Source organism: Saprospiraceae bacterium (assembly GCA_016717265.1).
GTDB lineage: Bacteria > Bacteroidota > Bacteroidia > Chitinophagales > Saprospiraceae > Vicinibacter.
Genome location: JADKFX010000001.1, coordinates 1,392,465 through 1,413,310 on the forward strand (window position 1 = coordinate 1,392,465; position 20,846 = coordinate 1,413,310).

Here is a 20,846-nt window from a genome sequence, read left to right on the forward strand (position 1 = left end):
CACTTTATGCTGGCGATTTAAATATATTTGACCATAGACTCGAGATAAATAAGGATTGGTTTATTGATTATTCAAAACTCCAGTCGATTAATATTTACAATCTGACAGGTAACCTCAAATTAAATTTACCAAGCACAGGTAACTTTGATTTGAGAAGTCCTCTAAATGGATTAAATTTGCCCGAAGGTATTTATTTAATAAAATACCAGGTTCTTGACTGCTCAAGCAAAATAGATAAAATATTTGCTCCATGATTAGTAAAATATTTCAACTTGTGTTTTACATTGCAATCTTTCAGCTTAGCATAAATGCACAACGTCAGAACATGAATTGGGTGATTGGCTATAACAACATTTCAGAGCCATCAATATATGGAAGAGTACTTTTAAATTTTACTCAAGATACACTTTCGATCATACCAACTCAAGGAGGCCATCGATTTTATATGGGCTTTGAAAATGCATCCTATTCTAATAAATTTGGAAATCTTCTATTTTATTTTGATGGCTTTAACTTAGGAAACAAAGAACATAAAATCATTGATAATGGTGATACTTTGAATCCAGGAACGTATTGGGATGACTATCAAGGAGCATTTTATCCCATAGCAAATGCATCTTGCTTTTTGACTATAGAAGGAAACCAGGATTTAATTTATTTAATTCATAAAAGGAAGATTTGGGATAGTAATTTAAATCTTTTCTATTCAGATAAATTATATTATACATTAATAGCTACAAAAGAAAATGGTGGCTTGGGTAAAGTGTTAACTAAAAATCAAGTTATTCTTGAAGGTAATTTTGTGCCAAGCCAGATGGCAGTTTGTAAACACGCCAATGGAAAATTTTGGTGGATCATTAATCACGATTATTGGAATTCTATCTATTATAAAGTCTTGTTAACAGATACTGGATTTGTAAAATTTACTCCACAAGCAATTGGTGTTTCTTTAATTGATAGAACTGATAATGGAAATTTAATTATTTCTTATGATGGTAAAAAGCTAGTAAGAACATCCCTTAAAGATCACTTGCAAATTATGGATTTCGATAGATGTACAGGAGAGATAAGCAACTTTAATCAATATTCAATACCAGACTTAGATTCGTTTAGAACGATTAACAGTTGTTTCTCTCCAAATAGTAAATACTTGTATGTTATATCAACTACAAATATTTACCAATATGACTTGGAATCAAATGATATTGAGCATTCATTCATTCAAGTAGCAAAATGGGATGGATTTATTTATGATAAATATTTTTCTACAGCTTACTACGATATTCAAAATGCACCAGATAATAAAATGTATGTTAGTTGTATATCCGGTAATATTTATTTACATGCAATTAATAAGCCAAATGAGCGTGGATTAGACTGTGATTTTCAGCATCGAGCTATAGAATTACCGGTTTATAATGGGATTGGACTGCCTAACTTCGCCAATTTTGATCTTGGAGTCGAGCAGGGAAGTATTTGTGATAGTCTGACTGCAACAAATGATTTTAATTCGAAACTGCCCTTCAAGATTTATCCAAATCCCTCGGATGGAATATTGCAAATTGTAAATCAAAATTTTAACAATAATAAATCGTTAGAGGTTCATCTAATAGATATTTCCGGAAATATAGTTTTTAAAAAGAGTCTATTGCAATATAAAAAACAATGGAACTTTGAATTAAATTTCTTAAATCGTGGTTTATATTTTGTTCAACTTTACAGAGATCATAAGTTAGTCCAATCTACTAAGTGGGTATTAAATTGAGGACATTTATATTGAAAGCGTTGAAGCACTAAACTGTCTACTCGGCTTCCCATCAATCAACAGCTTTAAATAAATCTTGTAATTCGCAAGATTAATAAAATCCTCCACATCAAATTCAGGATACATTTTGATTAGCTTAATTTATCGCAATTCACACTGTTCCATCACTTGCAGCACTGTCGTGCTCCATCCGCCTATTGGCGGAAACGTTCTGTCATACATAACATCTTCTGTTCCAATGCGGAATGAAATAACAGTTCCGGCATTACCAAGTACAGCACTTTTAATATCATCATCCTATTGGTTCATGTATTGATGGGCTAAAGTCATTCCAACTTTGAATTTGCGTAATTCAGAAAACATATTTACTAATGACAAAGTGGTGAAGTTGTGAAACTCGTACATAATTTACAACTATCTGAACAAAACCCTAATGATTAATTATGTATCGGACAGTATTCTGGTTTGCAAAAATCCAATGAGAATAATTAAAAAAATTATACATTTTATCGATTTTCATTCAAGAAATCTAAGTATAAGAATTAATTGTTAGAACAATAAATTGTCTGATTAATAGGGGGCTATTCCAGACAATAGCTCTTGCTATATAACTTCTGATTTAAAAGATTATTTGAAAAAGAGCTATGGTATGGACCAGATACATGGAAGACCATTCCATCCTCAAACGCAAGACAAGATTGAACGATATCATAGGACAATGAAAAACGTCGTAAAACTTGATAATTAATACTGCCCTGAGGAATTGGAAAGAGCTTTAAAAAATTTGTGGAAACTTATAACAATGAAAGATACCATGAATCACTAGAGAATTTAACTCCTGCAGATGTGTATTTTGGCCGTGCCAAATTCATTATAAAAGAAAGAATTAAACCACAATGTATTAGGGATAGAAAAATTGAATATGAAAAATAATATCCTTTTAAAATTAAAAATTATAAGCAAAAAGAATTAGCTTTGAATTAATTAGAAGCACTACTTAGTGAAAAGTTCAAATTACTTTGACGACGTACATAATCTAAATCCAACAGTCGATGGTTTGATAGCATCGGGTGAAGACCCCTATGATTGCTCGGATAATGAAGGCACTTGTGAAACAGGTTGCCCTTCATTTTCATGCACAAGGCAAGTTTTAGATCCTTGTGATTATGATGATATGGGAGATTATGCACAAGCTGTAGTTTGTATGCTTATTAAACATGCAAATCCACCATGCGGAACGATGCCAGGAGTGCCTCTCGGCTGCGAAGATCTTGTCACTATTTGTTTTAAAAATCTTTTTACTCCTCGAGACCTAATTGAATATTTGGATATGGGTTATATTAATTCTTGGAGATATTGTGCGTATGCTGATTGTACTGAATATCTTTGTCCATCCTTTTTAGGAGATATTACCCATCATTTATATCTGGACACGACTGCTCAAAACATTTTAATAGATTATGCTTGGGATTTGGCTGAAAGGAAGAAACCAGATGAATGTGTATTTGGGGACGCGATTCCTTATCAAATAAGATTCATGTTTTGTTATGATATAACTACTAGTCCACCAGTTCCCACCCAATGCTGTGAGGGCAGTAGTTCATTTTGTACCAATATGAGTATTAAATTACAAGTTGACTATATGTGTTGTGAACCAAATTAATTCACATGATTACTCGTTTTGGAATAATAACTCTAATTATATTTTGTAGCGAATTAATTTTTTGCCAATCTGATTGGCAAAAAATTAATTCCGAACAGTTTCAAAAATGTGAGGACATTGCAATATCGAATGATGGTAAGATATATGTCGCCCTTCGTTATAAAAATATAATACTTGAATCAAAGGATCAGGGCAATTCGTGGCTAAACATAGTCAACGATACATTTACATATAATCCCCTTCATTATTCAAAAGAATTGTATATTGATGACAAGAATAGACTAATACAGTTTTTTAATGATGGTGGATTATTTTTTGGCAGGTTTTATGAAGAAAATGAAGGTTTTAAGTTATTAGATAGTGTTATCCAACATCAACTTTTGTATAATGCAATTAAATATAATGAAAATGGTATTTCATATACATTCCAAGGTAATCGTATAATAAGATATAATAGAAATTGGTCTGAAGTTAAAGATATTATTGTTCTTCCGGATAAAATTGAAGCCATATTCCCATTTACGGAAGATATTAATTATGCACTATGTTACGCCAATAATGAGTACATTATTTATAAATTTAACACCACTAATTTAAGCTATGTCAAAGTTAATACACTCTTAATCATAAGCAGCGTAAAGAATTTTTATATCTCAAAACAAGGACATGTATTTGTGGGTAATGCAAATGGTCTGTTTATCTCTAACAATCCTGCAGGAATACCGAAAAGAATTCAAATTGATCCTAAATATAGCATTTCTGATCCCGTTAGAAATTTGGTACTGACTAAAATGAATCAAGTAATAGTCAGAACGGATAATAGTTGTTTTATTACTTATGATGAGGGGCAATCATGGACTGAAATCAGTGACTTTAATATTAACTTTCCTTCCAAAATCTCCAAAATCGAAGCTTTAGATTCTACTTTAGCAATTGCTATTGTTAATGAAGACAATTGTGGCCACATTGGCATGAGAATATTTAGATCAGGAAACTCTGGATGGACTGAATTGAAACTTGATTATTCCCTTTGGAATTTTTCAAATGTATTTAAGAATGCTGGTGAAAGGCTATTCGCTAAACCAGATTATTGTTCTTTCTTATATTCAGAAAATGAAGGCGCAACATGGGACAATCTAATGCATGATGGAGCCGAACTAAATAATGTTTTTCCACTCCATAATAAAGAATTAGTTGGCATAGATATTAATAGCAATATCCTAATTTCAAATGATAATGGAAATAAATTTCAAGTAATAAATTTTTCTGCGCCAGCAATTCATTATATTGGTAATGTTCTAAATAAAAATCATTATTCATTACTGTTTTTTGGAATAAAGGATGTCGCAGGTGATTTTATTGATACAGTAATTGCATACAAGTATGAGAATAATAACTGGGCACTCCTCGGAGGAGGAAATCTGCCAAATCCGCAAGTTTTAAGATATTATTTATCACCAACGGATAAATTATACGCTTATTCGTATACAACTTCAGGTGTATACGTCAGCACTAATGAGGGAATAAGCTGGAGTATAGATACAACATTTAAGGATTTCAAAAGGATTGTGGATTTAAGGATAGAAAATAATGGCACTATATTAGTCAGTGGCGAAAAATACAATAGGGAAACCAATCTATTTGAATCAAATGGAGGTTCTGATTTTATTTCTACTTCCTCTTATTTTGAAAATAAATTCATAGGAATTTATGATAAATATTATCCAAAAATAATTGCCATTAATAATATTGGAGGTATAAGCATTTCAAATGACGGTGGGCATATTTGGAACGATTTTAACAGTGGATTACCGATTTTTGGTAAAGAATTTGTCATCTATAATTCATTGTTTTGGGATTCGGAGGATTATATTTTTGTTTCAATAGCTTATGATGGATTGTATAAAAGCGTTGACAAAATAACAAAAGTAAACGAATTGATAAAATCAAATCGGCATTCCGTATTTCCAAATCCATTTAATGATTACTTGTCCGTGGAGCTAGACACACAGATTAATGCAAAAGGGGCTGTCTTAAATATATACACTCTTAGTGGCATTGATGTTCAAAGATATAGTTTAGCCAGTAGCAAAAATAGAATTAAACTTGAAGGCAATTTAAATCCTGGATATTATCTATATAATATCCGCTTACCGGATGGCAAATTACTTAGTGGAAAACTTGTAAAAATTTAGGAAAGTTGATTTATTCTGATTGATTTCCTGATTATCGATAATGTAATCGCACTAAACGGCCTACTCGGCTTCCCATCAATCATTAGAGTTTGTTAAATCTTGTAATTCGCAAGATTGATAAAATCTTCCACATCAAATTCTGGATACATTTTGATTGGTTTAATTTATCGCAGTTCACACTGTTCCATTACTTGCAGCACTGTCGTGCTCCTTCCGCCTATTGGCGGAAACGTTCTGTCATACATTTAATACCCAATATTTTGGTTTACTTAAATGTTACAGGTCTTTTAAAGTTTAGTTAAGGTCAGTTCTTGTTTAATCTTCCACAGGATTCAATAGTCATACTTATAAATTGCTTATTTAATTCTAAATTAAAAAAAATGAAAACAAGAATTTTAAGTTTATGTGTGTTGTTCATTGCCTTTCTTGGAATGAGTCAGGCACAAACAAAGTTCAATCAAAGACATCGTATCCAGGAAGGTTGGAGATCTGGTGAATTAACCCCTCGCGAAATGAGGTATCTTGGAATGGAACAAAGAAGATTTCATCATGAAAAAAGAAGAATGCTGCGCGATGGTAAATTAGATCGTTGTGAAAAACGAAAACTACATCGCATGAAAAAACATTCCAACAGAGATATCTGGAGAGAAAAACATGACGGCGAACGAAGAAGAAATTGGTAATGTAAGGATTGTCTTAAAATAAAAGTCCTGGTTTTTATTCAGGACTTTTGTTTTATATTTTACCTGTTATGAATGGTTGAAATACCCAGGTCACAAATACTAATTTCTGAAAATTTCAAAATTCTTTAAACACTTTATCCGTTTGTAATGTTAAAATTAAGCCTTCCATTAAAATTTGAATTTACATAAGGATTTGGGCCTTCTATTGCCAATTTATCGTCAAATTGCTTAAATTAATCTTAAAATACTCACCGGGTGTCGCATTTTGGCATTTCATAACCCATGGATGCCTTATCTTTGGAATCTTAAATTAACAATTAATAAAAAAGATGAAAAAACTAGTAACGGTTTTATGTTTTGTATTGGGTTCTCAAACTTTGTTTTTTGCTCAAACGGCTGATGAGATTATTGACAAATATGTTCAAGCACTTGGAGGAAAAGATAAATTAACCAGCATTCAATCCATTGTAATGCAAGGAAAGGTGAGTGCACAAGGAATGGAAATTCCTGTATCCACAACTATTTTAAATAACAAAGGCTCTAAAGTAGAATTCTCAGTCATGGGAATGGATGCCTGGATTATCACAAGACCAGATTCCGGTTGGATGTTTATGCCTTTTCAAGGACAGACAAAACCAGAAGCTTTGCCTGCAGACCAGATTAAAGAAGGCGCTGACCAGTTAGATTTATCCGGGGAGTTATTTGATTATAAATCCAAAGGTCATATGGTAGAATATCTTGGTATGGATGATGTAGAAGGTACAGAATGTCATAAATTAAAAGTTACTGCAAAAGGGGGCAAGATTACATATTACCTAATTGATCCAACAAGTTATTACATTGTAAAAACGGTTTCAAAATTGAAGGCGGGTGGTAAAGAAATGGAAATGGAAACGAAGTTTAGCAATTACAAAGAAATAGAAGGGGGTTATTTATTTCCTCACATGGTGGAATCTCAAAATGGTCCAGTTGAAATGACAAAAATCACAGTAAACAGCCCAATTGAAGAATCTCTATTTCATTTGAAATATTAAGATAGATTTTTAAATTCAGAAAAAGCCACAGCCAAAAACTGTGGTTTTTTTTTGTGCCAGATATTAAGTTTATAGCTTTGAAACTCTTTTGTAATTCCAGATTACTACCTTAGCCAGAATATCCTATTTATGAGCACCATTGAATATATAAAAACAGAAAAAGAACTTCATACGTTTGCTATGGAAGTTTTACCCTTGATAAAAAAGTATTCTATTATCTGTCTGGAAGGATCCATGGGGGCTGGTAAAACTCGTTTTGTAAGAGCCCTCGGAGAACACCTTGGTATTGAAAGTGAAGTGAGCAGTCCGACGTTTTCTATTATTAATGAATATGTTTGTAGCCAGAATTCATGGGCAATTAAACAATTGTTTCATATGGATTTATATCGGCTTAAAAATATTCAGGAAGCTATTGATATAGGGATTCGGGAGTATTTTGATAGTGGGACGCTTTGTCTCATTGAATGGCCTGAATTGGTAGCACCATTACTGGAGCAAGAAATGCTCTTAAGAATCCGGATCGAAGTGTTGGATAATAATCAAAGAAAGTTTACCTTAACCCTTTGATTTATGCAGGATCCTATATATTATACTTCCGCTCAACAGGAATTTCTGACACAACCGGAAATGCTTGAATTATATAAAGCCAAATCCTCCTTGCGCATTGGAATTACTAAAGAAACCACCTTGCAAGAAAACAGGGTCGCCTTAGTACCGGTATCAGTGAGTAATTTGGTGGCAAGAGGCCATGAAATTGTAATTGAATCTGGAGCAGGCAAAAAAGCACATTATAGTGATCGGGATTATTCAGAAGCAGGTGCAATCATATCCCATGATCGCAAAATGGTTTTTGATTGTGATATTATTCTTAAAGTTGCACCGCCAACGCATGAAGAACTACAATGGTTTCATCCAAATCAAGTCTTGGTTTCTCCATTGCATCTTCCGGTAATCGATTATGAATATATACAAGCACTGCGCCAGAAAAGGGTAATGGCCATAGCAATGGAATATTTACAAGCGGATGATGGCACCTTTCCTTTAGTACGAATTATGTCGGAAATTGCAGGGATTTCTGTGGTACAAACGGCTGCAGAATTATTAAGTAACCCAATCCATGGGAAAGGTTTGCTTTTAGGTGGAATTTCCGGTGTACCTCCAGCTAAAGTTGTAATTCTAGGTGCTGGGGTGGTAGCTGAATTTGCAACCCGGGCAGCATTAGCACTTGGAGCCTCCGTTCGAATTTTTGATGATAATATCCATAAATTAATTCGGATTCAAAATAGGATTGGAAGACAACTTTATACCTCTTCATTGAATCCAATTACGCTAACTCAACAATTAATGACGGCGGATGTCGCGATTGGAGCCATTCATAGTAAAACAGGTCGTACCCCTTTATTGGTTTCTGAAGAAATGATCATGAAAATGAAATCAGGTTCTGTCATTATTGATGTGAGTATTGATCAAGGTGGCTGTTTTGAAACGAGTCAGGTAACTTCCCATGATAATCCAACTCGAACTATCCATGGAGTCCTCCATTATGGAGTTCCTAATATTCCATCTAAAGTGGCAAGGACCGCATCTATTGGGATTAGTAATATAATTACCACCATTCTTCAACAAGCAGGAGACACTGGAAGCTTTGAGCATTTAATTTACACCCATAAAGGTTTGCGAAATGGTATTTATACTTATAAAGGATGTTTGACAAATGAATACTTAAGTCAACGATTTGGAATTAAATATACAAATTTAGATTTGTTATTGACGTCCACTATTTAAATCAAATTGGACCTTATTTTATTGGAATAAATTAAATTTCATAACAACTAGGATGTTTCGTTTAAGTAAACATGCATTCGTTTATTTTTTTCGTTCTGTGACAAAATAACATAATTTAGTTAAGGCAACATTCGCTTCATTTTGGGGTAGGTTCTTTAAAATTGCCAGTGCTTCATCACGGTATTGATCCATTTTAAATTGAGCCGTTTCGATTCCTTTATAATCATGTATAAACTGTATCACTTCTTGGATTGAATTTTGATTTTCATTTTGATTTCGAATCAATGAGATAATTCTGTTCTTTTTAGGCATAGGAGCAGCAGATAAAGCAGCAATTAAAGGCAGCGTCATTTTCTTTTCTTTAATATCGGCAATTTTAGGTTTACCGGTAAAGTCATTCGATAAATCCATAAGATCATCTTTAATTTGAAATGCAATTCCTATTTTTTCTCCAAAATGAAACATATTATTCAAATGGCTTTCATCCTCAGTATTACTTTTAGCTCCACAAACACATGCTGAACGAATTAAAGAAGCTGTTTTTTGTTTTATTATCTGGAAATAAATCGCTTCTGTGATATCTAATCTTCGGGCTTTTTCCAATTGCAGTAATTCCCCTTCACTCATTTCACTGACGGCAGTGGAAAGAATTTCAAGCAAATCGAAATGTTTTTTTTGTAACGCGGTTAAGAGTCCTCTGGATAAGAGATAATCACCAACTAACACGGCAATTTTATTCTTCCAAAGCGCTTTAATTGAAAAAAAACCTCGGCGTTGGTAGGATTCATCAACTACATCATCGTGCACTAAAGTGGCAGTATGTAATAATTCCACTAAGGTCGCTGCAGCATATGATTTTTCATGGATTTCGCCAAATAACTTTGCAGATAGTAATGCAATCAAAGGCCGGAATTGTTTTCCTTTTGTTTTAACTAAATAATAAGTGATCCGGTCAAGCAAAGGTACTTTACTACTCATCGCTTGTTTAAAATGGCGGTCAAATTCAACAAGTGCCTGATTTACAGGCTTCTTGATTTCGTCCAGGGTAATAGCTGCATGCATGGCGGGGTAAATATAGAGAATGCTCTTTAGAGGATCTCTATTATAAAAACCAGAATGAACAGCTTTCTGTTTAAAAAAACTTAATTTTGATCTAAGATTCGATTCATTTGTTAGAATTATTTAAGAAAAATACCTTTTTTAGCATCTTGCTATTAATTCCTTATGCAATCGTATTGCATGCAAGTGCCTGGTTTTCACAAATAACATATAAGAATTCAGAGAATTGTTGGATCTATAATCAAATTTTTAAAAATCAATGGCTGTCGTATTCTACAGAAACCATGATAGCCATTGCAATGATTGCAATTCAGGCTATTATAATTGGCCGGATGGTGAGTTCCTATAAAATGAATTCTGAAGGGCAATTATTTGGAGGCTTGTTCTTTATTTTATTTTGCGGCTTTCATCCTTCAACCTTAAGTTTAAATCCAGTACTTTTTGCAAATTTATTTTTTACAGTAGGCTTATATCAATTATTTGGAATTTATCTCAAAAAAACTGCAACCACACAGTTATTTAATTTTGGTTTCTTGGTTGGACTTGCAAGTTTATTTTATACACCCTATTATATTTATTTATTACTTGGTGTCATAGGAATTGTAATCTTAAGAGGTTCAAAACCGAAGGAGTTTCTGCAAATAATTGGAGGTTTTATAAATATTTACTTTCTTGCGTATGTGATTTTGTACATTTTCAATCTTCATTTAGAATTTTGGGATCAGCAGATAACAGGCTTTTTTAGTCCGTTTATATTTTCATTTAAATTCAGTTCCTATGGTTGGGTTGCTTTTACGTTGCTCCTGTTGTTTTTGATTTTAATTTTATTTCAATATCCTTATTTTCAATTTAAGCGAACCATGATGGTTCAAAAACAGTTTGATATTTTATTTTGGTGTTTATTGGTAGGATTATGGAGTACTTTATTTTTAAAAATAGAGCAGGTTAATCATTTAATGGTATTATTTACACCATTGGCTTTATTGACCGGTTTATTGTTAACTAAATTGAAAAATCCTTTAATTCAAGAGACAATTCACCTGTTTTTAGTAATTGTATCGCTATTTTTGCAGTTTCAAAATTGGTAGAAATGAAATTTGGAGTCGTTGTTTTTCCCGGATCTAATTGTGATGATGATATGGTTTACGTCCTGGGCGATGTATTCAAAAAAAATGTAGAAAAGATTTGGCATAAAGAAACAATATTAGCAGGCTTTAATCCAGGGGATTGTATTTTCTTACCGGGTGGTTTTTCATATGGAGACTATTTAAGATGCGGTGCCATAGCAAGATTTTCTCCGATCATGAAAGATGTAATCAGATTTGCAAATGAAGGTGGATTGGTGATTGGAATTTGTAATGGTTTTCAAATTCTTTGTGAAGCAGGATTACTTCCAGGCCAATTATTGACAAATAAAAGTGAAAACTTTATTTGTAAAAACGTTTATTTAAAACCTCACACTATAGATTCTCCACTTACTTGTAATCTGGAAAAAGACAAAACCTATAAAATTCCGATTGCACATGCAGATGGTCGTTACTTCGCAGATGAAACAGTTTTAAAATCCTTGGTTCAAAATGATCAGATTTTGTTTCAATATGCCCATGAAGATGGCCGAATCGACGATTTATCAAATATCAATGGTTCTTGTCTGAATATTGCAGGGATTTGTAATCTGCAGAAAAATGTCTGTGGTATCATGCCACACCCCGAGCGCGCTGCAGAATCTGAGCTTGGAAATACAGATGGAAGGCAAATTTTGGAATCCCTTTTCGTTTGGATAAGCCAATATTCTATGAGTATTGCTTGATTTTAAGCTTTAGAAGTTAAACATAGGTTAAGCCCAACTTAAGAAGGTTTTAAAGTGTCCACTAAATCAATTGCTTTGTTCTATTTTTGTATCCTATAAAATTGAATCACATGCAGTTTAAAGGCCTTTTTTCTTTAGTTTTAGCTTTAGGGTTTAGTCTGACTTCATTTTCCCAGATATTGGAGCCAGTTCACTGGAGCCATGAAGTAAAGCGTTTAAGTCCGAATACCTTTGAAATTATTCTAAAAGCCAAAATGGATGCGGGCTGGGCAATATATAGTCAAAGCTCAGACCCAAATGCAGCGCAACCTACTGAAATCAGTATACAAAAAGCACCTGGCTTGGAACTTATAGGAAAAGCCGAGGAAATTGGCAAGAAAAAGGAAGGTCCAGAACCATTATTTGATAATCTGATAGTTTCTAAATATTATGATCATGTAGCGTTTGTTCAAAAAATAAAAGTTAAAGATCCATCTAAACCGATTCAAGCTTCAGCATATTTTATGAGCTGTAATAGCGAAAAGTGTATTCCACCAACTAATCAGGATTTTGCAATTTCTTTAAATGGGGAAGCACTGGAAGAAAAATCTATGGGAGGAATGCCTGGATCTATGCCGCAAACAAGTGTCGGACTTACAGGAAATCCAATTCAATCAGAACCAAGCGGTTTACTGGATCCGGTAAAAGTAAAATCAGAATTGATATCCAAAGAAAATGGAGTTTATGCCTTAAAATTTATTGCAGATATTCAAGAAGGTTGGTATATCTATAGTCACGACATTGGAGAGGATGGACCGCTGCCTACGAGTATAGAATTCTCCGATTCTGCATCCTTTGAAAAAATAGGAGCTATCTCAGAAAATTCAGAACATAAACTTGAAGGTTATGATGAAATATTTGAAATGAAATTAATCAAATATAAACATCAAGTTTCTTTTAGTCAGGATATAAAAGTTAAAGATAATAGTAAACCAATAAAAGGATTTTTTACCTTTCAATCTTGCGATGCTACAAAATGTTTACCACCAAAAGATATTAATTTTGTTTTTGATCCATCTACAAATAGTTTAAAACTTGAAACAGAAGGTATCGGAATTATCACACCAAATATAATTGATGGAAATTCCATTGATCTAACAGTACCCGCTTTGATTGAAACACAGAAAAATCCTGCAGGTCAATGTGGAGAGGAAAGAATTGAAGGAAAGAATCATTTCTGGACATTTATTTTTGGTTTTCTTGGTGGATTATTAGCGTTATTAACACCCTGCGTATTTCCTATGATTCCATTAACCGTTTCTTTTTTTACGAAAGAAACAAAACGAAAGGGATTTAGAAATGCTTTAATTTATGGACTTTCTATTATTGTTATTTATGTTGCTATTGGTATTTTAATTACAGCTGTTTTTGGTGCCACGGCATTAAATGAATTATCCACAAATTGGATTGCAAATACTTTATTTTTTATCATCTTTATCATATTTGCTTTTTCATTTTTTGGTTATTATGAAATCACCTTACCGAGTTCATGGGCAAATAAAAGTGATAAAATGGCTGAATCCGGAGGACTCATTGGAATCTTTTTTATGGCATTTACTTTAGCCATAGTTAGTTTTTCTTGCACAGGTCCAATAATTGGATCTGCAATTGTGCAATCGGCTACTTCCAAAATGGGACCCTTTATTGTAATGCTTGGATTTTCTACAGCGTTAGCAATTCCGTTTGGATTGTTTGCTGCATTTCCAGCTTTTTTAAATTCATTACCTAAGTCAGGATCCTGGATGAATAGTGTGAAAGTAGTCTTGGGTTTTTTAGAATTGGCATTAGCATTTAAATTTTTATCAGTTGCTGATATGTGCCAGCATTGGGGAATATTAGGGTATGAATTATTTATGGGATTTTGGGTACTCATCTTTGCTTTGATGAGTTTGTATTTATTTGGATTTATTAAGTTTCCTCATGACAGTCCGCTAAAAAAGCTTTCGGCAACTCGTTGGATGTTTGCACTTGCTTCATTAGCAGCAACTATTTATCTGTCTACAGGGTTTATGTATAACAAGGAATTGCAATCTTACAATTCTTTAAAATTGATGAGTGGTCTGGCACCACCTGCAAATTATAATTATTTTTTAGCAAGTGCAAATGTGAATCAAGATATTAAGAATAAATATCCATCCTTTACAAAATGTGCAAATAATCTTGACTGTTTTAAAAATTATCATGAAGGATTAGCTTTTGCTAAGGAAGTGAATAAACCTATGCTCGTAGATTTTACAGGATATGGCTGTGTAAATTGTAGAAAAACAGAAGAGCATATTTGGGTTGATGTTAAAGTGCGAAATCGAATAGCGAATGATTATGTTTTAGTCTCTTTATATGTAGACGATCGTTCACCACTAGACAAAGAATTATATTCAGCAGTACGCAAAACACCCATTAGAAATATTGGGAATAAATGGGCCGATTTTCAAATTGTAAATTTTAATCAGAATAGTCAACCACTTTATGTGCTTGTGAGTCCGAAAGAAGAAGTTTTGGCGAAACCTCGAGGTTTTAAAGAAGGTGTTGAAAGTTATGAAGCTTTTCTTGATTGTGGTTTGGATGCTTTTAATAAAATTAAGTCCGTAGGATTTGGACATTAAATTTGAATCCAAAACAGAAAATCATATTTTAAAGTATTTTAATGAATTTGTCATTAAATACACCATAAACTGTGGAAGTTTTTAAAAATCAGGGATTATAAAATCCTTTTGTAAAATCTTTTTTGATAAGTCAAGTATTATGAGCGTTCAATTTGTTTCATCTTTTGTTTTAATTTTTGGAGAAAGGGGGATGCAAAAATAAATCCATCGAGAATTTCATTTGTACTTGTGAGCACTTCATCCTTATTTCCTGTCCAGGCTAATTGTCCTTCATGGAGCAGAAAGATATTATCTCCTATTTCCATAACACTATTCATGTCATGGGTATTAATAACTGTAATTATATTATCTTCTTTTGTTATAGCATAAATTAGTTCATCGATAACTAAAGAAGTTTTCGGATCTAAACCGGAATTTGGTTCATCACAGAAGAGATATTTAGGTTTTAAAACGATTGCCCGTGCAATGCCTACACGTTTTTGCATTCCTCCTGAAAGTTCAGATGGAAATTTTTTATTGTTCCCTGTTAAATTAACACGTTCTAAACAATAGTTAACCCGGGTTTCTTTTTCTTTTTTAGTCATATTTGAAAACATATCCAATGGAAATCGGATATTATCTTCAACATTCATAGAATCAAACAATGCAGAACCTTGAAATAACATTCCGATTTGCATTCTTAATTCGCGGAGTTGTTGTTTATCCAATGCATAAAAATCAACATCATCATACCAAACTTTGCCAGAACTGGGTGGAACTAATCCAATTAATATTTTCAATAAAACGGTTTTACCAGCCCCGGATCGTCCAATAATTAAATTAGTTTTTCCTGGTTCAAATATACAAGTGACATCATTTAAGACGATCTGTTCACCAAAATTTTTAAAAATGTTTAAGGCACTTATCATGAGGTCATTAACATAGCTATGATATAATCTGATAGCAGAATTAAAATATTAGAATAAACAACGGCTCGGGTACTTGCTTCTCCTAATTCTATACTGCCACCTTTTACAAAGTATCCCTGATAACAGGAAACAGAGGTAAGTATAAAAGCAAAAACGATTGCTTTAACAAACATCATAAATACGTTATAAGGCTCAAAAAATGATCTTAGCCCACGAATATATTCAGCATGAGAAAACCAATGTGTAGGCACAACTGCTAAATAACCCCCTATGATACTTATAAAAGCGCCAACACAAACTAACATCGGTACAACAAATAAAGCGGCAATGATTTTTGGTTGAACCAAATATGCAGTGGTATTTACACCCATAATTTCCATTGCATCAATATGTTCTTTTTGACGCATACCACCTAATTCTGCTGCAAGGTTGGATCCTACTTTTCCTGCGAGCAACATACAGGAAAACGTGGGTGCCAATTCAATGATCGTCATGTCTCTTACAATATATCCAACATAAAATCTGGGGATTAATGAATCTCCCATTTGATATGCAAATTGAACTGCAGTAACAGCACCAATAAATATGGATATGATTCCAACGATAACAAGGGAACCAATTCCAATACTATTCATTTGACGCAAAGTTTCTTTCCAGTACATATTAAATCGTTCTGGTTTGAGAAAGGCTTGACGCAGCCATTGCATATATCTTCCAATATGAAAAAGTGTTTTCAAAATAATTAATTATGGTCTTCTAAATGAATGCAAACATTTTTTGTTTCTGTAAAAAAACGCATGACGTCCCAACCACCTTCACGACCAACGCCGGAATCATTCATGCCTCCAAAAGGGGTCCTTAAATCGCGAAAAAGCCAACAATTAATCCAAACTATTCCGGTGTTCAAATTTTGTGAAAGCCGCATTGCTTTATTAAGATCTGTCGTCCATACAGTGGAAGCTAAGCCATATTGACTTGCATTCGCTAAATACAATGCTTCTGCTTCAGTTTCAAAAGATTGGAGTGTTATGACAGGTCCGAATATTTCTTCTTTATTGGTGCGGCATTCCGGTCCTAAACCTTCAATTATTGTGGGTGCAAGAAAAGCACCATGTTGGCATCGACCCTCAAGTTGAATCCGATGACCACCAGTTAAAATAGTACCTCCTTCTTGTTTTGCTAATTCTATATAGGATATGACTTTTTCAAGATGTTGTTGTGAAATGACTGAACCCATCCGGGTTGATACTTCCAATGGATCTGATGGAATCAATTTTTGTAACAATTCGATTAAATCATTTTTAAATTGATGGTATATTTTATTTTCAATCAAAATTCGACTTCCACATAAACAAATTTGTCCGCTATTAGAAAATGCTAAACGCAAGACTTGTTTTAAAGTACTATCATAATCACAATCTGCAAAAACCAGGCAGGGATTTTTTCCTCCTAATTCTAAACTTAATTTTTTGAATTTAGGTGCTGCTATTGCAGCGATGTGCTCTCCGGTTTTTGTGCCACCAGTAAAGGAGATGGCCTTTACTAAAGGATGCTTTACAATTTCTTCACCAACCTCATTCCCAAGTCCTTGGAGAATATTTAATACACCGTCTGGCAATCCGGCTTCTTTAACAATTTTTCCTAATAGAAAGGCAGTACTCGGACTTAATTCAGAAGGTTTAGCAAGAACACAATTACCAGCTGCTAACGCAGGAGCTATTTTCCAGGTAAATAAATAGAGCGGTAAATTCCACGGTGATATACAGCCAACAATTCCGATTGGATGTCTTAAAGTATAGTTAATAGCCTTACCCGGAGACTCATGCGATTCGGATGCAAATTGCATGGCGGCAGTTGCAAAAAATCGGAAGTTAGTAGCAGCCCGGGTGATGTCAATATTTTCGGAATGCGTAATAGGCTTTCCGGTATCATTTGTTTCAGCTAAAGCAAATTCCTGGAGATTCAATTCAATTAAATCTGCAATCCTGTTTAAAATTTTAAATCTGGATTCTAAAGAACTTTGCCTCCATTGTGGAAATACGTTTGTTGCTGCTTCCACAGCGAGGTTGACGTCCTTCACATTGCTTCTCGGTATGAATGAGATTAGTTCTCCAGTTGCTGGATTGACATTCTCCAGATATAGCCTGTCCAAAGGCTCCTGATACAAGCCCCCTATAAAATTTTGCAAATGCAACATCGGCTGTAAAGATACATCGACAAGGCGGTATTTTTTGGAGTTTGGACATCACATCCTGCAAGCGGTTCAAGCAATTACACCCTTCCTGTGGTAAGTTAAATTGGGATCCAATGAAAGTATTGAATTAAAATCTTGACTTTCTTTCTTTTTTCTTTCTTCTCCATTTATCTCTCCATTCATCAAACCGATCCGTCAAATCGTCAATTTCTTCTTCCACTTTATGAGCTATATTTTGAATGTTAATTGGCTTGCCTTTCATGGCTAAACGATCAGCAGATGTTATCGGTTCTGGAACTAAAATCATCAGAATGATATATAATAAGATACCGAAACCCCAAATTCCAAAAAAGATAAAAGCTACCCGTATCCATAATGGATCTTCAACTCCAAAATAATGTGCAATTCCCGAACAGACACCACTGATTTTTTTATCAGTTGGATCCCGAAATAATCGTTTACCTGTATAGTATGTATGCTCCGGTTGCTTAAAGGCTTCTTCACTTTCAGTGTGCGTTTCTAAATTTTCAGGTGTTCCCATAATTTGAATCATTTGATTCACATGCTCGATGCTAACAATGGATCCTCCATTGAGATAATCTTTAAAAAGTTCTGCAATCCGGGATTCAATATCCTCCATGATTTCTTTGCATCCTTCAGATCTGGAAAAGTGGATATCAAGTCTCGAAAGATATTGATCTAATTTTAAATAGGCATCTTCATTTACAGAAAACGGATAGCCGCCAATATTAATGTGTTGTATTTTATTCATGGTCATTTTTGTTTTGTAATGATTGATTGACACCTTGTACAAATTGCATCCAGCTTGTGGATAAAATCTGCAATGCTTCCTTTCCGGAATCTGTTATTGTAAAGTATTTTCTAGGTGGACCGGCATTGGATTCTTTCCAATGGTATTCCAAAAGTCCAAAATTTTTTAAGCGGGTTAAAATGGGGTATAAGGTACCTTCAACTACAATCAGATCGGCAGTTTTTAACTTCTGAATAATATCAGAAGGATAGACTGCTTCCTTGCTTGCAATAGATAAAATACACAGATCCAAGACACCCTTTTTCATTTGTGCTATTGAATTTTCTATTTTCATGATACAAAGTTAATACAATAACAAGTACTGTGCAATACATAGTTCTAAGTTATCCAAACTATTTGCTAAATGAAATGATTTTACCTACGAATTGCCTAAAATTCCTGATAAGCCATAATTTTGGACCTAGCATGAATTTAAACCCTACTAAATACCTTTTTGTCATTAATCCTGGTTCTGGAAATCAACAAATGAGAAATTGGAATGAGCTGATTACCAATAATTTAAATGGATCAGATTTTGAAATTCTGATCTCTAAAGACCCTGGACATAGTAAAAGTGTAATCGCTCAATATCAAGATGCCCCAAATTTATGTATTGTTGCAGTGGGTGGGGATGGAACGGTTAGTGCCCTTGCAAAAACTGTTTTTAGCAGAAAAGCGAGTTTGGGAATTATACCAACAGGATCTGGAAATGGATTAGCCCGTCATTTGAAAATTCCCATAGACCCGGCAAAAGCAATCCGTAAACTATCGAAAGGTACCGCGCAAAAAATTGATTTGGTTCAGGTGAATGATCAATATTGTTGTAATACTTGTGGTATCGGTTTTAGTGCATTTGTTACCAAACATTTTGGCAAAGCTGGTAAAAGAGGATTTAGTACCTACTTCAAATTGGCCTTTACATTATACCAAAGTAGTAAGAATTTTGATATTCAAATTAATGAAAAGATATTTCAAAATGTATGGTCTGTTGAGATTGCAAATTCATCTCAAATGGGAAACAATGCAGTAGTCTCTCCATTAGCTTCTGTAAGTGATGGGCTGATGGATATATTAATTATGAGCAAACCCAAATTCTGGCAAATACCAGGTTTAATATTAATGGTCTTTTCAAAAAATATAATGCATTCGAAACTAAGTAGCTTTGTAAGAGCGACGAATGCGAAAATTACTTTGAAAGAAGATTTTGATTATCATATTGATGGAGATTATAAAGGGCAAGCCAATGTTTTTGATTTCAAAGTATTGCCTTCCTCCTTAACTATTATTTTTTAAATAAACGAAGTATGTCAAATTTATTATGGGGTATTGATTTAGGCGGAACTAAAATAGAAGGCGTTGCAATCAATACGTTTCCAAGTTTGCAAATTATTCAAAGAATGCGCGTGCCAACGGAAGCAGATCAGGGTTATGATCATATTTTATCACAGATTAAATTACTCATAGATCAGATCCGTGAAAAAACAGGAAGTAATCCGACGCATTTAGGAATTGGCACACCAGGTATTGTGGATAAGGAAACCCATTTAATTAAAAATAGCAACACCCTTGGATTAATTGGTCGACCGATGAAGGAAGATCTAGAGTCTTTGCTAGGCATTGAAGTGCGAATGGCAAATGATGCTAATTGTTTTGCAATTGCCGAAGCAAATTTAGGTGCAGTTCCGGACATTGTAAAAAATCCAGAAGTTGTGTTTGGTGTCATTATGGGAACTGGTGTAGGTGGTGGTATTGTAGTAAATGGAAAAGTGATTCATGGTAAACATGGAATTGGTGGTGAATGGGGACATAATATATTAGATGATTCAGGAGACGCTTGTTATTGTGGTAAAAAAGGTTGTGTAGAAACTTTTATATCCGGGCCAGCATGTGAACGGTATTATAGTAAAATTAGTGGAGTTAAATTGCCAATGGCCGAAATTTATAAATTGTATTTAATAGATGATCCAAGAGCAAAAGAAACAATGGATCGATTGGTCCATTATTTTGGAAAGGCATTGGCAATTATTATAAATATTATAGATCCGGAAGTCATTGTATTTGGTGGTGGTTTGGGTAATCTGGATGTACTATATAAAGAAGGGAAGGAAGAAGTTCGCAAGTATATTTTTAATTACGAATTAAAAACACATTTTATTAAGCCTAAGTTAGGTGATAGCGCTGGCGTGATCGGTGCGGCGCTACTGTAACAAATAAAATTGGCAGCAGACATTAATTATTCAACCTGAATAAAGTTAAAGTTTTGATAATTATTCTTGTTGATATGCAAGAATGATGAT

At 33.7% G+C, this 20,846-nt stretch carries 18 protein-coding genes; 12 read left to right on the forward strand and 6 right to left on the reverse strand.

What is annotated here, in order from left to right:
* The first annotated feature begins 250 nt into the window (after nt 1-250).
* From IPO86_05505 to IPO86_05535, 7 genes are all read left to right on the forward strand, one after another.
* Entirely contained in the window at nt 251-1,765 is a 1,515-nt protein-coding gene (locus IPO86_05505; GenBank protein ID MBK9727557.1) for a T9SS type A sorting domain-containing protein, read from the forward strand.
* Nucleotides 1,766-2,765: 1,000 nt separating this feature from the next.
* The gene (locus IPO86_05510; GenBank protein ID MBK9727558.1) at nt 2,766-3,428 is read left to right on the forward strand and encodes a hypothetical protein; all 663 of its coding nucleotides are present in this window, start codon (nt 2,766-2,768) and stop codon (nt 3,426-3,428) included.
* 5 nt (nt 3,429-3,433) lie between these two features.
* Nucleotides 3,434-5,623 (forward strand): hypothetical protein, encoded by a 2,190-nt coding sequence (locus tag IPO86_05515; GenBank protein MBK9727559.1) that lies wholly within the window; start codon nt 3,434-3,436, stop codon nt 5,621-5,623.
* A gap of 380 nt (nt 5,624-6,003) precedes the next feature.
* Nucleotides 6,004-6,306: a hypothetical protein gene (locus IPO86_05520; protein ID MBK9727560.1), complete on the forward strand. Its 303-nt coding sequence runs from the start codon at nt 6,004-6,006 to the stop codon at nt 6,304-6,306.
* 329 nt (nt 6,307-6,635) lie between these two features.
* Nucleotides 6,636-7,340 (forward strand): hypothetical protein, encoded by a 705-nt coding sequence (locus IPO86_05525; GenBank protein MBK9727561.1) that lies wholly within the window; start codon nt 6,636-6,638, stop codon nt 7,338-7,340.
* 129 nt (nt 7,341-7,469) lie between these two features.
* Nucleotides 7,470-7,907 carry a tRNA (adenosine(37)-N6)-threonylcarbamoyltransferase complex ATPase subunit type 1 TsaE gene (tsaE, locus tag IPO86_05530; GenBank protein MBK9727562.1) on the forward strand — a complete coding sequence of 146 codons (438 nt, stop codon included), beginning with the start codon at nt 7,470-7,472 and terminating at the stop codon, nt 7,905-7,907.
* A gap of 3 nt (nt 7,908-7,910) precedes the next feature.
* Nucleotides 7,911-9,125, forward strand: coding sequence for an alanine dehydrogenase (locus IPO86_05535; GenBank protein ID MBK9727563.1), 1,215 nt, complete (start codon nt 7,911-7,913; stop codon nt 9,123-9,125).
* Nucleotides 9,126-9,206: 81 nt separating this feature from the next.
* Here IPO86_05535 and IPO86_05540 read toward each other — a convergent pair whose 3' ends face one another.
* The gene (locus IPO86_05540; protein MBK9727564.1) at nt 9,207-10,187 is read right to left on the reverse strand and encodes a polyprenyl synthetase family protein; all 981 of its coding nucleotides are present in this window, start codon (nt 10,185-10,187) and stop codon (nt 9,207-9,209) included.
* 107 nt (nt 10,188-10,294) lie between these two features.
* On the opposite strand from IPO86_05540, the gene IPO86_05545 reads away from it, so the two are divergent.
* The 3 genes from IPO86_05545 to IPO86_05555 all read left to right on the forward strand — a co-directional run bounded on the left by IPO86_05545 (nt 10,295) and on the right by IPO86_05555 (nt 14,636).
* The gene (locus tag IPO86_05545) at nt 10,295-11,272 is read left to right on the forward strand and encodes a hypothetical protein (protein ID MBK9727565.1); all 978 of its coding nucleotides are present in this window, start codon (nt 10,295-10,297) and stop codon (nt 11,270-11,272) included.
* Nucleotides 11,273-11,274: 2 nt separating this feature from the next.
* Nucleotides 11,275-11,994 carry a phosphoribosylformylglycinamidine synthase subunit PurQ gene (purQ, locus tag IPO86_05550; GenBank protein ID MBK9727566.1) on the forward strand — a complete coding sequence of 240 codons (720 nt, stop codon included), beginning with the start codon at nt 11,275-11,277 and terminating at the stop codon, nt 11,992-11,994.
* 110 nt (nt 11,995-12,104) lie between these two features.
* A complete protein-coding gene (locus IPO86_05555) occupies nt 12,105-14,636 on the forward strand; it encodes a thioredoxin family protein (protein MBK9727567.1) in 2,532 nt (843 codons plus the stop codon).
* A gap of 137 nt (nt 14,637-14,773) precedes the next feature.
* Here the strand turns inward: IPO86_05555 and IPO86_05560 are convergent, their stop codons facing one another.
* From IPO86_05560 to IPO86_05580, 5 genes are all read right to left on the reverse strand, one after another.
* The gene (locus IPO86_05560) at nt 14,774-15,544 is read right to left on the reverse strand and encodes an ATP-binding cassette domain-containing protein (GenBank protein ID MBK9727568.1); all 771 of its coding nucleotides are present in this window, start codon (nt 15,542-15,544) and stop codon (nt 14,774-14,776) included.
* A complete protein-coding gene (locus IPO86_05565) occupies nt 15,541-16,251 on the reverse strand; it encodes an ABC transporter permease (protein MBK9727569.1) in 711 nt (236 codons plus the stop codon). Before IPO86_05565 ends, IPO86_05560 begins: the two co-directional genes overlap by 4 nt.
* Before the next feature lie 35 nt (nt 16,252-16,286).
* Nucleotides 16,287-17,741 (reverse strand): aldehyde dehydrogenase, encoded by a 1,455-nt coding sequence (locus IPO86_05570; GenBank protein MBK9727570.1) that lies wholly within the window; start codon nt 17,739-17,741, stop codon nt 16,287-16,289.
* Between the two features lie 124 nt (nt 17,742-17,865).
* On the reverse strand, nt 17,866-18,510 hold the full coding sequence (locus tag IPO86_05575; GenBank protein MBK9727571.1) for a PspC domain-containing protein: 645 nt from the start codon (nt 18,508-18,510) through the stop codon (nt 17,866-17,868).
* Entirely contained in the window at nt 18,503-18,844 is a 342-nt protein-coding gene (locus IPO86_05580; protein ID MBK9727572.1) for a PadR family transcriptional regulator, read from the reverse strand. The genes IPO86_05575 and IPO86_05580 overlap by 8 nt, the downstream gene beginning before the upstream one ends.
* A gap of 131 nt (nt 18,845-18,975) precedes the next feature.
* On the opposite strand from IPO86_05580, the gene IPO86_05585 reads away from it, so the two are divergent.
* Together IPO86_05585 and IPO86_05590 are read left to right on the forward strand one after the other, a co-directional pair.
* Entirely contained in the window at nt 18,976-19,842 is an 867-nt protein-coding gene (locus IPO86_05585) for a YegS/Rv2252/BmrU family lipid kinase (GenBank protein ID MBK9727573.1), read from the forward strand.
* A gap of 11 nt (nt 19,843-19,853) precedes the next feature.
* The gene (locus IPO86_05590; GenBank protein ID MBK9727574.1) at nt 19,854-20,756 is read left to right on the forward strand and encodes an ROK family protein; all 903 of its coding nucleotides are present in this window, start codon (nt 19,854-19,856) and stop codon (nt 20,754-20,756) included.
* The last annotated feature ends 90 nt before the right edge of the window (nt 20,757-20,846 follow it).

Coding starts and splice junctions, on each gene's coding strand:
- IPO86_05505 (MBK9727557.1), top strand. CDS start 251: ATGATTAGTAAAATATTTCAACTTGTGTTTTACATTGCAATCTTTCAG.
- IPO86_05515 (MBK9727559.1), top strand. CDS start 3,434: ATGATTACTCGTTTTGGAATAATAACTCTAATTATATTTTGTAGCGAA.
- IPO86_05520 (MBK9727560.1), top strand. CDS start 6,004: ATGAAAACAAGAATTTTAAGTTTATGTGTGTTGTTCATTGCCTTTCTT.
- IPO86_05525 (MBK9727561.1), top strand. CDS start 6,636: ATGAAAAAACTAGTAACGGTTTTATGTTTTGTATTGGGTTCTCAAACT.
- tsaE (MBK9727562.1), top strand. CDS start 7,470: ATGAGCACCATTGAATATATAAAAACAGAAAAAGAACTTCATACGTTT.
- IPO86_05535 (MBK9727563.1), top strand. CDS start 7,911: ATGCAGGATCCTATATATTATACTTCCGCTCAACAGGAATTTCTGACA.
- IPO86_05540 (MBK9727564.1), bottom strand. CDS start 10,187: ATGCATGCAGCTATTACCCTGGACGAAATCAAGAAGCCTGTAAATCAG.
- purQ (MBK9727566.1), top strand. CDS start 11,275: ATGAAATTTGGAGTCGTTGTTTTTCCCGGATCTAATTGTGATGATGAT.
- IPO86_05555 (MBK9727567.1), top strand. CDS start 12,105: ATGCAGTTTAAAGGCCTTTTTTCTTTAGTTTTAGCTTTAGGGTTTAGT.
- IPO86_05560 (MBK9727568.1), bottom strand. CDS start 15,544: ATGATAAGTGCCTTAAACATTTTTAAAAATTTTGGTGAACAGATCGTC.
- IPO86_05565 (MBK9727569.1), bottom strand. CDS start 16,251: ATGCAATGGCTGCGTCAAGCCTTTCTCAAACCAGAACGATTTAATATG.
- IPO86_05570 (MBK9727570.1), bottom strand. CDS start 17,741: ATGTTGCATTTGCAAAATTTTATAGGGGGCTTGTATCAGGAGCCTTTG.
- IPO86_05575 (MBK9727571.1), bottom strand. CDS start 18,510: ATGAATAAAATACAACACATTAATATTGGCGGCTATCCGTTTTCTGTA.
- IPO86_05580 (MBK9727572.1), bottom strand. CDS start 18,844: ATGAAAATAGAAAATTCAATAGCACAAATGAAAAAGGGTGTCTTGGAT.
- IPO86_05585 (MBK9727573.1), top strand. CDS start 18,976: ATGAATTTAAACCCTACTAAATACCTTTTTGTCATTAATCCTGGTTCT.
- IPO86_05590 (MBK9727574.1), top strand. CDS start 19,854: ATGTCAAATTTATTATGGGGTATTGATTTAGGCGGAACTAAAATAGAA.